This window comes from Vibrio sp. PNB23_22_6, from assembly GCF_052877535.1.
This window is the reverse complement of sequence record NZ_JBNFXP010000004.1, coordinates 206539-222653: the sequence shown is the minus strand read 5'-3', so window position 1 is coordinate 222653 and position 16115 is coordinate 206539. Positions and strand designations below refer to the sequence as shown.

12 protein-coding genes are annotated in these 16115 nt (G+C 43.3%); 6 read left to right on the top strand and 6 right to left on the bottom strand.

Annotated features, from left to right (window positions below; all coding sequences use genetic code 11):
• Positions 1–26 precede the first annotated feature (26 nt).
• On the bottom strand, positions 27–1079 hold the full coding sequence (locus ACVA54_RS05555; RefSeq protein ID WP_099077941.1) for a 3-deoxy-7-phosphoheptulonate synthase: 1053 nt from the start codon (positions 1077–1079) through the stop codon (positions 27–29).
• Positions 1080–1463: 384 nt separating this feature from the next.
• Between ACVA54_RS05555 and ACVA54_RS05550 the strand changes: the two genes are divergently transcribed.
• Positions 1464–1946 carry a PaaI family thioesterase gene (locus ACVA54_RS05550; protein ID WP_446579354.1) on the top strand — a complete coding sequence of 161 codons (483 nt, stop codon included), beginning with the start codon at positions 1464–1466 and terminating at the stop codon, positions 1944–1946.
• A 28-nt stretch (positions 1947–1974) separates the two neighbouring features.
• Here ACVA54_RS05550 and ACVA54_RS05545 read toward each other — a convergent pair whose 3' ends face one another.
• Positions 1975–3327, bottom strand: coding sequence for a hypothetical protein (locus tag ACVA54_RS05545; RefSeq protein ID WP_099077943.1), 1353 nt, complete (start codon positions 3325–3327; stop codon positions 1975–1977).
• A 182-nt stretch (positions 3328–3509) separates the two neighbouring features.
• On the opposite strand from ACVA54_RS05545, the gene ACVA54_RS05540 reads away from it, so the two are divergent.
• On the top strand, positions 3510–4343 hold the full coding sequence (locus ACVA54_RS05540) for a CvfB family protein (protein ID WP_099077944.1): 834 nt from the start codon (positions 3510–3512) through the stop codon (positions 4341–4343).
• Positions 4344–4624: 281 nt separating this feature from the next.
• Here the strand turns inward: ACVA54_RS05540 and rsmF are convergent, their stop codons facing one another.
• The 4 genes from rsmF to ACVA54_RS05520 form a co-directional block, all read right to left on the bottom strand.
• On the bottom strand, positions 4625–6061 hold the full coding sequence (rsmF, locus tag ACVA54_RS05535; RefSeq protein WP_446644303.1) for a 16S rRNA (cytosine(1407)-C(5))-methyltransferase RsmF: 1437 nt from the start codon (positions 6059–6061) through the stop codon (positions 4625–4627).
• Positions 6062–6200: 139 nt separating this feature from the next.
• A complete protein-coding gene (locus ACVA54_RS05530) occupies positions 6201–8855 on the bottom strand; it encodes an MlaD family protein (protein ID WP_119464264.1) in 2655 nt (884 codons plus the stop codon).
• Positions 8848–10095, bottom strand: coding sequence for a paraquat-inducible protein A (locus tag ACVA54_RS05525; protein ID WP_099077947.1), 1248 nt, complete (start codon positions 10093–10095; stop codon positions 8848–8850). The genes ACVA54_RS05530 and ACVA54_RS05525 overlap by 8 nt, the downstream gene beginning before the upstream one ends.
• A 24-nt stretch (positions 10096–10119) precedes the next feature.
• Positions 10120–11916 carry an ABC transporter ATP-binding protein gene (locus ACVA54_RS05520; RefSeq protein ID WP_446649452.1) on the bottom strand — a complete coding sequence of 599 codons (1797 nt, stop codon included), beginning with the start codon at positions 11914–11916 and terminating at the stop codon, positions 10120–10122.
• Between the two features lie 90 nt (positions 11917–12006).
• On the opposite strand from ACVA54_RS05520, the gene ACVA54_RS05515 reads away from it, so the two are divergent.
• The 4 genes from ACVA54_RS05515 (at position 12007) to ACVA54_RS05500 (ending at position 16090) form a co-directional block, all read left to right on the top strand.
• Entirely contained in the window at positions 12007–12480 is a 474-nt protein-coding gene (locus tag ACVA54_RS05515; RefSeq protein WP_099077949.1) for a GAF domain-containing protein, read from the top strand.
• 97 nt (positions 12481–12577) lie between these two features.
• The gene (gene proQ, locus ACVA54_RS05510) at positions 12578–13204 is read left to right on the top strand and encodes an RNA chaperone ProQ (protein WP_099077950.1); all 627 of its coding nucleotides are present in this window, start codon (positions 12578–12580) and stop codon (positions 13202–13204) included.
• Between the two features lie 17 nt (positions 13205–13221).
• A complete protein-coding gene (gene prc / locus ACVA54_RS05505; RefSeq protein WP_099077951.1) occupies positions 13222–15216 on the top strand; it encodes a carboxy terminal-processing peptidase in 1995 nt (664 codons plus the stop codon).
• Between the two features lie 208 nt (positions 15217–15424).
• Positions 15425–16090 (top strand): hypothetical protein, encoded by a 666-nt coding sequence (locus tag ACVA54_RS05500; protein WP_099077952.1) that lies wholly within the window; start codon positions 15425–15427, stop codon positions 16088–16090.
• The last annotated feature ends 25 nt before the right edge of the window (positions 16091–16115 follow it).

The following is a 16115-nucleotide window of genomic DNA, read 5'->3' as shown; positions in this document are numbered from 1 at the left end:
TCCTTGATTATCTTGTTATAGGGAAATTATTTACTGGATTTTACCGCATCTGACAGCATATCCAGTATAGTCACGGTATCATCCCAACCTAAACATGGATCAGTAATCGATTGACCATAAGTTAGGTTGTTAATATCCGTCATTGGCTGGTTGCCTTCAATGATGAAACTCTCTGCCATGATACCAGCTATGCGAGTGCTGCCTGATTTAATCTGATCACAGATATCTGCGGCAACATCGATTTGTTTTCTGTGCTGCTTCTGACAGTTCGCATGGCTGAAGTCTACAATCAAACGCTCTGGCAGACCAAACTCAGCGAGTGCATCACACGCTTGCTTTATCGATGCCTCATCGAAATTAGGGCCTTTCTCACCACCACGTAAAATGATGTGACCATAAGGGTTACCACTGGTGCGGTATACGGTCATACGGCCATTCTTATCTGGAGAATAGAAATAATGTGACGCTTGGGCTGCACGAATCGCATCAATAGCAATTTTCACATTACCGTTCGTTCCGTTCTTGAAACCAACTGGGCAAGATAGCGCTGATGCCATTTCACGGTGGATTTGAGATTCTGTCGTGCGCGCGCCAATCGCGCCCCAAGAGATCAAATCAGCAATGTATTGGCCTGTGACCATATCAAGAAACTCAGTAGCGGTTGCAAGACCAAGCTTGTTGATATCCAGTAGTAGTTTACGAGCTTTGTGCAGACCTGCCTCAAGCGCGTAAGAACCGTCTAGGTTAGGGTCGGTAATGAGACCTTTCCAACCAACTACTGTACGAGGCTTTTCAAAGTAAGTACGCATCACAATAAACAGTTCGTCTTTGTAATTATCTTGAATTTGACTTAGGCGCGTAGCGTAATCTAGCGCTGCATCTGTGTCATGTACTGAGCATGGGCCCACAATAGCAAGAATACGATCATCCTCACCGGATAAAATGCGTTCAATTTGGCGGCGAGATTGAGCTATACGTTCTGCGACATCGTCAGTGATAGGGTGCACGCTTCCAAGTTCAGCGGGGGTAGGCATCGGACCCAAAGGTTGGGTTCTCAATTCATCTGTTTTAATAGGCATGTTATAGCTTTATTCTCTATTGCGAAGCGGTAAAGATAACGGAATTACACTTAGGAATAAACCGTTTAACGGGATTCTTCTCTAGTTAATATCGAATTGTATACAAAGGCGTTGATATTCATTGAATACACTTATATATAAATTGTAAGAATCGCTTACGATATCAATACATGGTTGTTTGGATGTATAACAATTTTTTCGAAATACTAACAGTGTGAATAGGTTGATTGTTCCAAACTAAAGGGAATAGTGCGAGTTAATCATCAGTGACACTGTCGCTAAAGAAGTTTTTTTTTAATCAATGACAACTAATCATCAACATTACTTTGACATTTTTTATCTTCATTGATTAACTGGTCAGACTAGCTTGGTAAGGAGACCAAAATGTTATCAGCAGTCCGCCGTGCGAATCTTTATCTCAATCTTTTCGGTTTTTCTAAAGTCCCACTTATCTGGCTTTGTCGACCAAAGATACTCGCCATTGATGACAAGCATGTAGAAGTGAGGATCCCGCTTAGAAGAAGAACTAAGAACCATCTCAATAGTATGTATTTCGGCGCGTTAGCGGTGGGAGCTGATGTGGCTGGCGGCTTTCTCGCCATGAGTAAAGCGCAAGAGCAGGGAGAAAAAATTTCGCTGGCATTTAAAGGAGTGAATGCCGATTTCTTAAAACGCCCTGAAGGTGATGTGCATTTTGTGTGTCACGATGGTCCAGTAATTGATGAGATGTTGCGTACCGCGCTAGAAACGGGTGAGCGGGTAAATCAGGATGTTAAGATCACCGCGTTATGCCCAAGTATTCATGGTGATGAACCAATGGCTGAATTCTCTCTGACATTATCGATTAAAAAAGCAGCCCAACGTTAGGCTGCTTAATTGATGTTGAATGGGCCAATTAACTCAATTCGATTTTCTCGATAGAGACGATTTTTGAACGATTCAAAACGACTTTCCATCGATAGAATACGGGGGCATCGGTGTGGTTGTCTTCTTTGACAATCACATTGAGCAAATGCCTTTTCTCGACGGATTCTTTACTGACTTGCCCATCATGTAAGCGGTAAACTCGGTTTGTGCTTTTATCCATTAAACGGATGATAGGGCGTAAACTGAAGTTCAATATTTCTCGTGTTTGCTCATAACCACTTAAAAACATCGATGTCGTCATTTCAGTCTTAGCGTGATAATGAAGAATCTGTTCTTCGCGTTGTACAACTCGCTTCTTGCGGATATTTTGAATACGATCTGGCAGGCTCGATAACGAACGATAATCGAGCCATTCTAATTTACGGCCAACGACTTTTTTGGTTGTTGGATCCATGTATTTCTTACGCCATTTGGGCTTGCCTTTACGAATCCAACGCCACATGGCATCGCGCAGATCGTCTTTGAATATTTCACGTAGTGCGTAAATAAACGACATGGCAATAATGAACGACGCGGAAATCTCACCAAGATAATCGCGAGCAAGAATCACGGTTGAAGTCACCACGACCATCACTAAGCCTGTCGCTATTCCTTTGATCGCACGCTTGATGTTATTACCCATTGATGTCGTCTTTTCGCTAAGTACGATTGGGTGTTCAATCAAACGTCGTAACAATCGCATTTTATTAGACAATCGAGTGACGTCTTCAACTACGCTTGCTGAATTGTAGTTATTCAGCTTTCGGTGCGCTTGTTCTTTCTCACAGAGTATGATGAGGCGTTCTTTAATCGTACTATAGTCACCTTCACGAGGGAGGTGTGCGACAAGGGATAAGAACTTTTGTTCGGTATACCATGACAAATAGTTATCGATATTGACATAGTAACGTTTTAGGTTTTCTTCGTAAGGAATTGAACGTCGAAGTCGTTTCAAGATATCGATGGTCAGCTCAATCACGTCATCCACTTCCTCACCTGTTACGCTGTCACTCTCATGTTTGTTCAACGCCGCTACTGCTTTATCTAAAGCGATGACGTATTGATAAGCAAAAAGGCTTAAACTGACTCGGTATTGCTGATTGGATAAGCGGCCTCGTTTTGCTAATCGGCTGTGAACAAGTGGGAGCAGCGCTTCTGTACTGTAGTAAGCACGTTTTTGCGTGATGGAGGTGTAATAGAATTCAGACTCACTGATGATATCGGCATTTAAACCAAGTTCGCCAGGGACAAAAATGTAGATATCTAGGTCGAGAGTTTTACTCTTTGCCAAAGCATGGCTAATTTTTAGGGTGATCGAATCCTGTTTGTCGACGGTGACCAAGGAAAGCTCCTGATTTTGCTAACGCGTTCTATACCGATATGCGTCCTTGGGACGTGGCAACTTAAGGTCAGCTAGGATAAATTGTTGAACCATGACAGCATAACAGAGAGGTGTGTATTTCTCTCTGATTTTCTTGTTAGTTTGGGTATAATTCCAATTAAATTTAAAAAGAGACAAACTCAATGATTAAAATTGGTCAAATTAACAGCTTAGAAGTCACTAAAAAGGCTGATTTTGGTGTATTTCTGGATGGTGATGAGTACGGCTCGGTATTGCTGCCTAATAAGCATGTACCTGAAGGTACCGAAATTGGCGTTCACCTCGACGTTTTTCTTTACTTCGATTCGGAAAGCCAGCTAGCTGCGACCATTGAAAAGCCAATCGCTCAAGTAGGCGAATGGGGCTTAATGACCGTTGAAGGCATCAACCAAACGGGTGCGTTTGTTAACTGGGGAATCAAAGAGAAAGATCTTCTGGTCCCATTTAGTGAGCAACGTGCTCGCTTTGCTCCAGGTCAAAACATCTTAGTTTACGTGTATACGGACAAAGCGTCTGGTCGCATCGTCGGTACAACAAAGTTCAACAAGTTGCTAGATAAAACACCTGCGAATTACGAAATTAACGAGCAAGTTGATTTGATTATCGCAGAGCGTAGCCAGTTAGGTTATAAGGCGATTGTGAACGGTAAACACTGGGGTATGATCTTCCCATCAGATGTATTCGGCAAGTTGTTTATTGGCAAGCAACTAAAAGGCTACATTAAGCAAATTCGTGAAGATGGTAAAATCGACTTAGCGCTACAAAAAGTCGGTGTAGCAAAGATGGATGACCTGTCGAGCAAGATCCTTGAGTTATTAGAGAAGAAGGGGGGATTCCTTCCTTTGAATGATAAATCAGCGCCAGAAGCGATTTTTGACGCCTTCCGTACCAGTAAAGGTACTTTTAAGAAGACTATCGGTGGTTTGTACAAACAGGGCAAGATCGTGATTGAGAAAGACGGAATTCGTCTTGCTTAAGCTCGTTTTATAGAGAGCCTTTCAACCAAAAAAATGGCCCAAATTCGTCCTTATTTTGGGCCTAGGGGAAACGGCTCTTTAGAGCCCGCGCTAAACTCGTTGACCAACGTGGTAAGTTGGTGAACATAGAGAGAAATGCCTATCAAAGCTTACCTTTGATACATTCAGTTTAGTACAGGGCACTCGGATCGCTAGTGAGCCCATTCCTAATCATGCTATAGAGCCCAAAAGCCACCGTAAATACGATGGCTTTTCATTTGCTTATAAAGTCTTAAGCACAATCAAAATAGATTTTTATCTCTAACCAATTCTCTTGGTAAACCATTTTTAATGCGATTGCTGACCCATTTCCCAAGGCCAATGATTGCACCTTCGTATTTTACAAACACTTCGCCTTTGCTTGTTTTTGTATCAACAGACATATTCTGTGGACGAACATCACGGCCCATATACCATTCACGCGCTTCTTCGATGGTCAACTCAATCGCGTTGGGTTCTGACCCCGTCGTTAAAGCAGTGGCTACCTGATGCTGCCAACGGTAACCATTTTTGTGAGCTTCTGCGATTTTAATGCCCATACGAGAGAAGCGCAGTTCCCCGATCATTGGCTCTAGAGCATCTGGGAATAGCCACACATCGTTGTCACGAAGCCAAACGGCGCTGTCTTTAGGTAGTGTGATATCTAGCGCAGTGAGAAGCTGTTTTGAAATCTCTGCAAACTCTTTGTTGGAAGCTTTTGTGAATGGGAATTTACCCATACGCTTTTTCACCTTAGGAGCTTCAGCGCTAGCAAGTTTGCGAATACGAGCGACAAAGAAACCTTCACAGTCATAAACCTGAGGAAAAATGTGTAAAAAGCCTTCTTCGGTCAGGGATGCGCTAGCGTTTTCAAACAAACCTTCAAGGCTTTCGAATTCGACGGCGTCCCCGAACGTCTCTTTGAGGTGATAACAGACTTGTTGGTTTTCTTCGGTACTTAATGTACAAGTTGAATAAACCATCACGCCGCCAGGTTTTAGGGCGTGAAATGCACTTTCAATCAAATCTTTCTGGGTGCCTGCAATGTCAAGCACTGACTCTTGTGTCCAGTTTTTCATGGCATCTTCGTCTTTGCGAACGGTGCCTTCACCTGAGCATGGCGCGTCTAACAATACCGCGTCAAACCTTTCAGGTAACCAACCACCAAATACGCGTCCATCAAAGTTACTTAGAGCGGCATTGCGGACGCCACAACGTTCAATATTGGCGTGCAGCACTTTAACGCGGCTCGCTGCATATTCATTAGCAACTAAGATACCCTGATTGTTCATTAAAGCGGCAATTTGAGTGGTTTTTGAGCCTGGTGCTGCCGCTGTATCTAGCACTGCATCATAAGATTCATCGTTCATGAATAGGGCCGATACGGGCATCATTGAGCTTGCTTCTTGAATGTAAAACAAACCAGACATGTGTTCTGCGGTATTGCCTAACGGTACAACAGACTCATCCGCTTCAATCCAGAAACCTGTCTCACACCAAGGTACGGGTGATAGTTTCCAACCTTTTGCTTCTGCACGTTGCAGGAATGCTTCAACCCCAATTTTCAGTGTATTAACACGAATGCTCTTACGCAGAGGTTTTTGGCATGCAGCGACAAAGTCTTCCATATTGAGGTGGGCTGGAAGGATAGTTTGGATTTTTTCCAGAAACGCGTCTGGGATGTAAACGTTAGAATGCAAAGTAAAATCTCGATTGCAGAATTTGCCGCAAATGATATACGAAAGCGACACAGAAACGAATAGTTCGCATGGTGTGGGAAATAAAAAAAGAGCAACGTTTGTTTGCTGCTCTTTACTCAATCACGTGATGGTAAACCCATTATGGTTTTGGAATGGCAGTCCGCCAGTGGGCCCAATCGTCTTCAGCCTTAGGGTAGAGATAGAAAGAGTGATCTGGTTTAGCTGCAGGTAAAATTTGCGATTGCTCTGGTGTAGAGAAGGCAATCCCGCCTCTCATTAAGCTATCAATCGTGCCTGCTTTAATGTTTGCGCCTGTAATACCGATAGAAACGTCGACACCGGAAACATTCCAGAACACACTGTTTTGACGAACGAGATAAGCATACTTAGGTTGAATTTCAATCTGTGTAATAATCCGGTCTGCGAAGTCACCCAAGCGTACACTCGTTACTTGACCGACTTCCATTTGACGGTAAAGAACAGGAGTGCCGACTTGAATTGAACCTCTTTGTTCACTCTGTAAGGTAAACGAGGTGCCTTGCTCGTGATGGCGCATCGGTTCAAGTTTGAATTTAAATTTCGCAGTACCTTGACCAGGCTCGACACTGATGGATTTAGAGATTATCGCATCAAGATTCTTCACGCCGTCTAGACCAATCTTGGGCTCTGTAAGCCAAAAATGCGTCCCTGATACGGCAATATTTTCTACATATTCAGGTAATATTCGAGCAGTGACCTCTACGATTTTTCGACGGAAATTGGGTACAACAAGCGTCACTTCGCCTACCTTCACACCTTGATATTTAATAGGTGTACCTTTAGTGACTTCTTGGGTGCCGTCCGTTTCTAATGCGATCTCGCGGCCAAATTTTCTCGCATGGCTTTGATCTTGATAGAGCTTCCAACGTGACCCGATTTTATTCTCGATCCCTGGTATAGAGTCAAAAGCAATGCCTCCTTTAATTAAAGACTTTAACGGGTGCGCCTTGACACTTACGCCAGCAAGTGAGGCATCAATCTCTACGCCTGAACGATTCCAAAATACGGTTTGTGTCGTCAATAGGTGAGCGTAACGATTTTCAATGGTGGCTTTCACCATGACGCCACCATCCACCAAGTTAAAATTAGAAATGCTACCAACAGGCAGGTTACGATAGAGTAGAGGGCTGCCTTTTGAAATTGGCGGCAGTTCAGTGGCGAACAAGGTTAAGGTTTTCGAGCCACTTTGGTTGTATTGGGCTAACTCTGCCAGTGATGCGCTCTGGAAGAGCTGATACTCTTTTTGAATACCTTTGTCGCCTTGGCTAACAAAACTGATCGAACCGCTTAAAAGCTGTTTTGCTGGTGGAACGGTAACACTCAAGCCGGATTCGGTTAGCTCAGCAGACGCACTACCAGTGACATAGAAACGGTTGTCTGACTTGATGAGATGCTTGTATTCGTGGTCGATAAGTACATCCATAAAGACCTCATGCTGCGCTTTTTTAGCTTGGACTTTATCAAGCAGGCCAACCTTGATGATAGAGCCAACAACAATGCCTTTGTAAAGTACATTCGCACCACTGCTTAGGCCGAAAGAGTTATCAGAAACCAAGCGAATCGCGACGGTTCTTTCTTGCTGCTGGTTATAAACGTTTTTACGAATGGCGGTGAAACGACGAGAACGGTCTCCCTCACCAGGCACGATAGTTAAGAAGTTACCGCGAACTAAATTGCTAATGTTTTCCACACCGTATAGAGAAACTTTTGCTTCTTCCAAAATGAAACGTGTGCCTGAAGTGAGCATGTCGCTAAACGCTGGTTGAATCGCTGCAGAGGCTAAAATGACTTCACGTCCCTCAGACAAGCCTAAATCCGTGATTTGACCAACTTCAATGCCGCGATACATGATCGGGGCTCCTTCAGCACTGATTTTGTTGTCATCAGGTAAGGTGATTTTGATAGGAATACCACGACCAGCGGTTTTTAGATCTTTGTACAGTCGGAATTGAGTATTTTCATTAACGGGTTCGCCATCATCCGGGGAGTCCACCGCAATAGCGCCACTGAGCAGCGCACTCATACTCTCTAGTCGAACATCAACGCCTTCAAAACCAATGCTTGCGCCCACACCGCTCACATTCCAGAAACGGCTACGGCTGTTTATAAGGTGGCTGTATTGGTCTTGGATATTTGCCTGAATGGTGATCGACTTTGCATCATCATTGAGTTGATAACTGTACACCTCACCAATTGGGATTTTTTTATACACAATCTGTGAACCGATTGAGATTCCGCCTAGGTCAAGACTTTTCAGTTTAATATTTAAACCTTGAGTAACATGCAGATCGGTTGGTGCGGATTCAAGGGCGTGAAACTTAGTTTCAAATTCTTTACTGTCGCCAGGTTGAATCGAAATATAGTTACCAGAAACTAGCGCATCTAACCCAGTTACACCGGTCAAGCTCGCCGTTGGTTTCACTAACCAAAATCGTGTTTTTTCGTTAAGCAGTTTTGTCGCCTCTGGGTAGATATCGGCATCCACATAAATGCTGCCTAGATCTTTCGACAAATTGATGTCTCTTACCATGCCGACTTCTAAACCTTGATAACGGATAGTCGTACGCCCCGCGACTAAGCCCGCGGCATCTGAAAAGTATATTTGTACACGTTGACCGGCATCATGAAGTGATTTGACGACTAACCATCCGGCGAGCACTATGGTTAGAATTGGTAAAAGCCAAAGGGGAGAGATGCCTTTGCTCCTCCTTACATCGGGTACGTAGGACGTTTGAGAATTATTCTGATCACTCATTAATTGACTCTTTTTGTGATTGTTTTGGGACTTGGTCCCAGATAAGCCTAGGGTCAATGCTATCAGCGGCAAGCATTGTGAATACGACAACTAAACCAAAAGCGACGGCGCCATATCCAGGTGTAAAATCGAGAATTTGACCACGATCGACTAAGGTCATCATGATGGAGATAACAAACAAATCCATGACCGACCATTTGCCAATCCACTTGATAGCAAAGTAGACCATCATTCGTTGTCTTTTGAACACGGAACGTTTGAACTTGATGCATAACAATATGTAAGCAAGTCCGAGTATCTTCACGACTGGTACGACAATACTGGCAACAAAGATGATAAACGCGATACCGTACATCCCATTTTTTATGAGTGCTGCAACTCCGGAGAAAATCGTGTCTTCTAAGCGCTGACCATTGGTAATTAAAATGGAAATGGGTATCAAGTTGGCAGGGAAAATAGCGATGCCTGCCGTAATCAAATACGCCCATGTTTTTTGAATAGAATGTGGTTTACGATGGTGCAGCGTATGATGGCAACGTTGGCACTGATCACCTTCGGGTTGTGACAAATGACATTCATGACAGTGGACATCTTTATGTTTAAAAACATAAGAGGTTTCCGCTTTCCATGCTTCCCAGTAGCGCCGAGCACTGAATCGAGAGATGAGTAATACTGTTGATATTTGGAGTAAAACCAACCCGATAAGGCCTGGGCCTACATAAATATCCGAGTAGTCTTGTAATTTAAAGCATGAGATAGCGATGCTGACAAGAAACACGTCAATCATCGCCCAGTGTTTGAAGTGCTGAGTGAGCCAAAGTGAAACCTGTAGTCCTCTGAACCAACGCTGGTATAGAGATAAATGTGCGACAACAACGGAAGTGCAGACGATCAAAGGGGCTAAAGAACTACAAAATAAAATCAGTAAGGAGAGAAGAACAAAGCCCTCTTGCATTAGCGCAATAATACCGGACGGTAATGTTGCAGGGATCATGACACCAAATAGTCGGATGCTGATGAAATCGAAAAAGTGAGAGGGTACGAAAAGAAGAAGGCAAGTAATCGCGATTGCGAGGTTACCAGATAAACTTGGATTGCCGCCACGATATAACTCGTGCCCACAGCGAGGGCAGTGTGCAAGCTTACCATCGGGTAATGGAATTATATCGACAGGCAGCTCGCAACCTTGGCAGAGACGGATTTTTTTTGGTTGCATCGCATGCTTATGCAGAGAGGTCATGCCGACCTCTCAACAAATAGCGCTTTATGCGTGGGACTGAATGCCCCCATATAAGGTTTGATATAAGCCTTCTTGCTCGACGAGCTCACCATGAGTACCTGTTTGTGTCACTCTTCCATCTTCAAGCACATAAATCAAATCTGCTTGCTTAACGGCGGATAAACGGTGCGCGACAATCAGAGTCGTTCTACCGTGTAAGAATTCGGTTAATGCTTTATGGAGTGCCGCTTCAGTAGCGGTGTCCAGCGCTGATGTTGCTTCATCTAAGATAACAAACTGTGGATTACTCAATATCATACGAGCAATCGCGAGTCGTTGACGCTGTCCGCCTGACAAGCGAATACCGTTACGTCCAATTTGTGTATCTAAGCCGTGGTTTAACTGAGCGATCACATCTTGTAACTGAGCAACTTCAAGTGCGTGCCACAACGACAGTTCATCAAAATGACCACCTAGAGTCAGATTATGCCTTAAGGTGTCATTAAATAGTATAGGTTGTTGTAATACCACAGCAATTTTATCTCGAATTACTTCGAAACTAATGTCTTCGGTTAGCTCATCATTATAACGAATCGTTCCCGTATTCTGTCGATAAACGCCAATCAGCAATTGGATTAGCGTTGATTTACCCCCACCACTTGCGCCGACCAGCGCCACTTTATTTCCCGCGGGGATGTGCATTGAAAGAAGGTTTAATACCTTATTCTCATTGTTGTAAGAAAAGCTGACGTTTTCAATTTTCACATCAACTTCTCGATGACCACTGAAAGGATCTACCTTTGAAACGGGTCTATCTTCTTCCTCCAGTTGTAATAAGTCATTAATGCGTGTTAAAGCTGCCTTAGCGCTGTACCAGGAAAATTGAATACCAAGTAACTCTTGAACAGGAGAGAGCATGAACCACAAATAGCCAAATACAGCAAAAATTTGCCCAATGGTGAGATCGCTAAACACAACCATTAACATGGCGACGGCGCGGAATAATTCAAAGCCAATTAGAAACAGCAGGAATGAAACGCGACCAGCTGCTTCGGATTGCCAGGCATATTTATCCGCATCAACTCGTACTTGGTCTGCACTGGTTTTTAACTGTTGGAGAAACTCACGCTCTTTATTGGCCGCACGTAATTGGTAAATCCCATCGAGAGTCTCGACCAATCGGTTTTGAAATAATTCGAACGAGTGGTTTTCTTTACGCTTGAGATGTTTGACCATGCTACCTAATTTTCGAGAAAAATAGATAACGATAGGGTTGACCAACAAAATGAACAGACCTAGGCGCCAATCAAGCCAAAGCAAGACAATCGCAGTCCCAAGCACAGTAAGCAAACCAATAACGAATTTTGCGAGCGTCGAACCGATAAACTGATCAATCGTTTCAATATCCGTAATGAGATGAGCGTTAATACCTCCGCTACCTTTCGTTTCATACTGGCGAATGCTGATGCGACCGAGTTTATCGATCATTTTGCTGCGCATTTCGTAAGTGATCGTTTTGGAAACGAGAGTAAATTGACGGCTCTGAAGGATGTTAAGCGCTTGCCCGCCAGCTCGCATGAGGACAACTAAAAAGAGTGTAAAAAAGATATAGCCCGTAGGCGTGTGCCACGTATCGGGTAATATGGCGTTCATCGCAGCAACACCAGATGCGGGTGTTTCCAATAAGACTTCATCGACCATCAAAGGCATAAGAAGCGGGATTGGAACACTAACCAAGGTCGCAAGAACGGCTATCAAGTTCGCAACAATCAGCTTGGACTTGTGCTTTTTCACTTGTGTTATCAACCAAGAACGGCTAATAGTGTCGTTTCGAGAATTCATTATAATTGAGAATAAGTCCTATTAAAGATGGGCTGCATTTTAGCGCCATACTAAGAGAATGGAAGCTTAAATAAAAAGTAGGAAGTTAATATGAATATAGAACAATACCAAAGACTTACCAAGCAGGCAGTTGCACTGATCGAGTCAGAAACAGACTACATTGCGAATCTCGCAAACTTAAGTGCTCTGCTTTTTATGGAGTTAGAAGACCTCAATTGGGCTGGATTTTACCTCTTGAAAGGAGATGAGTTAGTTCTTGGCCCCTTCCAAGGTAAGCCAGCTTGCGTACGCATCGCAATGGGACGAGGTGTCTGTGGTACTGCTGCACAAGCAAATAGTGTACAAAGAGTGTACGATGTTCATGCGTTTGAGGGGCATATTGCTTGTGATGCGGCGAGTAACTCAGAAATTGTGATTCCGTTTTCGATTAATGGTGAAGTCGCCGGAGTGCTAGATATTGACAGTCCAAGCGTTGGTCGATTCAATGAAATAGACGAAGAAGGTCTCACATATTTCATGGTTGAAGTAGAAAAGCTGCTTAATTCACACGCGAACAACGCATAAATTCGTCCGCGAGTGTGGTTTTTCCTTGGCATCTCACTATAATACGAGAATATTTTTCTTAATGCTTCGCGGAAATCCGCTCAAACCAGGAACCCTCATGACTGAAAAGTTAAAAAACAGCAAAGAAGTTATCGCATATATTGCTGAATGTTTCCCTAAGTGCTTTACTTTAGAAGGTGAAGCAAAGCCTTTGAAAATTGGTATTTTTCAAGATCTAGCGGAACGTCTAAATGACGACGAAAAAGTTAGCAAAACTCAACTTCGTGCAGCGTTAAGACAGTACACTTCATCATGGCGTTACCTGCACGGTGTAAAACCAGGTGCGGTACGTGTTGATTTAGATGGCAACCCATGTGGTGAGCTAGAAGAAGAACACGTAGAACACGCGAAAGCAACGCTTGCAGAGAGCAAAGCGAAGGTTCAAGCTCGTCGTAAAGACCAAGCACAGAAAGCTCGCGAAGAAGGCAAGGCAAAAGCAAAACCTGCGGCTAAAAAGCCACAACAGCCTCGTCGTCCAAGCAAGCCAAAGACACAGAAACAAGAAAAGCCTGTAGAAACACGTGCACTAAACGCTGATGAAGTTACCGTTGGCAATGAAGTTAACGTGAACATGGGCAAAGGAAACATGGCTGCGACCATTGTTGAGATCAATAAGGATGATGTACGTGTTCAACTTGCTAACGGCCTACAAATGGTTGTAAAAGCGGAGCACTTGCGCGCATAAAGGAGATACTCCTACGCATGAATTGCCGTTCAAAAATGACACTGATTGCTGCTAGCTTTTTGCTAGCAGCTTCAGCTCAGGCTCTCGAGGCCAAATTAAACAGAGATGATCTGCCAGTTCTTTCTCCTGAAGTTCAACATGAAACTGCCAGCAAACGTGTGACATCTCGCTTTACTCGCTCTCATTATAAGCATTTCAATCTTAATGATGATTTCTCCAAAGCGATTTTCGAACGCTATGTGGAAATGCTTGATTATAACAAGAATATCTTCACTCAAGATGACATCAACGCTTTTAACGATTGGTCAATCAGCCTTGATGACCAGCTAAAAGCGGGCAACAACAAGATTGCGTTTGATGTGTATAACCTTTCGATGCAGAAGCGTTTTGATCGTTTCGCCTACGCTCTGACTCTATTAGATAACGAGATTAAGTTTAATACCGAAGACTTTATCGAATTGGATCGTTCTGAAGCCGCATGGCCGAAGGATGAAGCAGAGTTAAATGAGTTATGGCGCCAGCGTGTTAAATACGATGCACTCAACCTTAAACTGACTGGCAAAGAGTGGCCAGAAATTAAAGAGGTTTTAGAGAAGCGTTATAACAATGCGATGAAACGTATTACTCAAACCCGAAACGAAGATGCGTTCCAACTATACATGAATGCGTTTGCGCGTGAGGTGGATCCGCATACGAGTTATCTTTCTCCGCGTAATGCTGAGCAATTCCAGTCAGAGATGAACTTGTCCCTTGAAGGTATTGGTGCAGTTTTACAAATGACGGATGATTATACTGTCATTCGCTCTTTGGTTGCTGGTGGACCTGCGTCTAAGAGTAAGCAGCTTGGAGAAGGTGACCGAATTATCGGTGTTGGCCAAGATGGTGAAGACGTCGTCGATGTCATTGGCTGGCGTTTAGATGATGTAGTTCAACTTATAAAAGGTCCGAAAGGAACGAAAGTGAACTTACAGATTCTACCTGAGGGCAAAGAAGCGAAGAGTTACGTTGTCACCATTATGCGTGACAAAGTGCGTTTGGAAGATCGCGCAGTTAAATCTGAAATCATCGAGAAAGATGGGAAAAAAATTGGTGTTCTAGAAGTACCAAGTTTCTATGTTGGATTGTCGAAAGATACTGATAAGCTGATATCAGAGCTCAAAACGAAAAATGTGGACGGTATCATTGTTGATTTACGTAACAACGGTGGTGGTGCGTTAACAGAAGCGACCGCATTGACGGGACTTTTCATCAAAGAAGGTCCAGTAGTGCAAGTTCGTGATAGTTACGGTCGTATCAAAGTGAATGCTGATACTGATGGTAAAGTCAGTTACGATGGCCCTCTAACGGTATTGATTAATCGTTACAGTGCTTCGGCTTCTGAAATCTTTGCCGCAGCAATGCAGGATTACAACCGCGCAGTCATTCTTGGCGAAAATTCTTTCGGTAAGGGTACCGTACAGCAGCACCGTTCATTGAATCATATCTATGATTTGTTTGATAAAGAACTGGGTTATGTTCAATACACGATTCAAAAGTTCTACCGTATTGATGGTGGCAGTACTCAGAACCGTGGTGTCGCGCCAGATATCGCCTATCCAACGGCGATTGAAGCGAGCGAAACCGGAGAAAGTGTTGAAGACAACGCACTCCCTTGGGATAGCATTGATAAAGCTCAATATCAAATGTTCCCTAGCAATGACACATTGATTACTTCTTTAACTGAACGTCACGCTAAGCGTGTGGCTGATGAGATGGAATTTCGCTTCATCAATGAAGACATTGAAAAGTATCGTAAAGAAAAAGACGATAATTATCTGTCGCTCAATGAAAAAGTTCGTGAAGAAGAATCAGATAAAGCAGACACGCTTCGTTTGAATCGTATCAACAAACGTCAGACGGCTCTTGGGAAAGAAACGTTCAAGTCATTGGATGATGTACCCAAAGACTATGAAGCACCGGACGTTTATTTAGATGAATCCATCGCTATTACAGTTGACATGATCAAAAGCTAAAAACAGTCATAACGGCTAATAATAGTGAGATAGAAGAGTGAGTTATCGTGACTCACTCTTTTTTTATGCTTTTTTCTCGATAAGTATCGTGTGTAAAAGAGTGCTTCATACGCTTAATTTGCCCCAATAAATTACGTGATATAGATCAAATTTATCGCATAATTGAGTTCTAAAGCCTAAGCTGAAAGAAAAGCATAAGGGGGCCGATATGAAATGGACCACTATTTTACTTAGCTTTTGTTGCTTCGCTGCCTTTGGAGCCCAAGACACGAAAGAAGACAAATTGAGCCAATTTGATACACCTTTTCTCATTGGAGATTGGTATTTAATGAATCCCAATCCAAAGGATTCCGAAGAGAATTTTCGTGCGATCAAGCTGACTTTGGGGTCGGACTATACCTTCACTATCGATATTCAAAAAACGGATTACTCCATCGATCACTGGGAAGGGCTTTATAATGCCAATGAAGACACCATAATACTTGGCTTAAATACAGACGCACCTCAAATCTATGCTTACCGAAACAATCACAACACGCTCGATCTAAATGGTGTGACCTTTACCAAAGGTTTGCCCAACGCGCTTGCTGGTATTTGGTCGAGTTCGCATTTGGCTGGAGATGTGATGTTAGCAAATAACATCAACCAAATGGATCTGATACTGCAACCAGATTTTGTCTTCATGTTTCGTGTCTCCAACGAAGCGGGTGAAGAGTCAGTGAAGCAGGGGGTCTATTACACTGAAGGTGACCATTTGGTTCTCTTGTATGAAAATGGTGAGCAAGGCACAACCTATAAACTCAAGAAAAATGAGCTGACGATAGAAGATTCTAGCGGTGAGATGTACGCGGTGCTTAACCGAGTAAGCCCCTAAATGATCTAACGTCACTATTTCACGG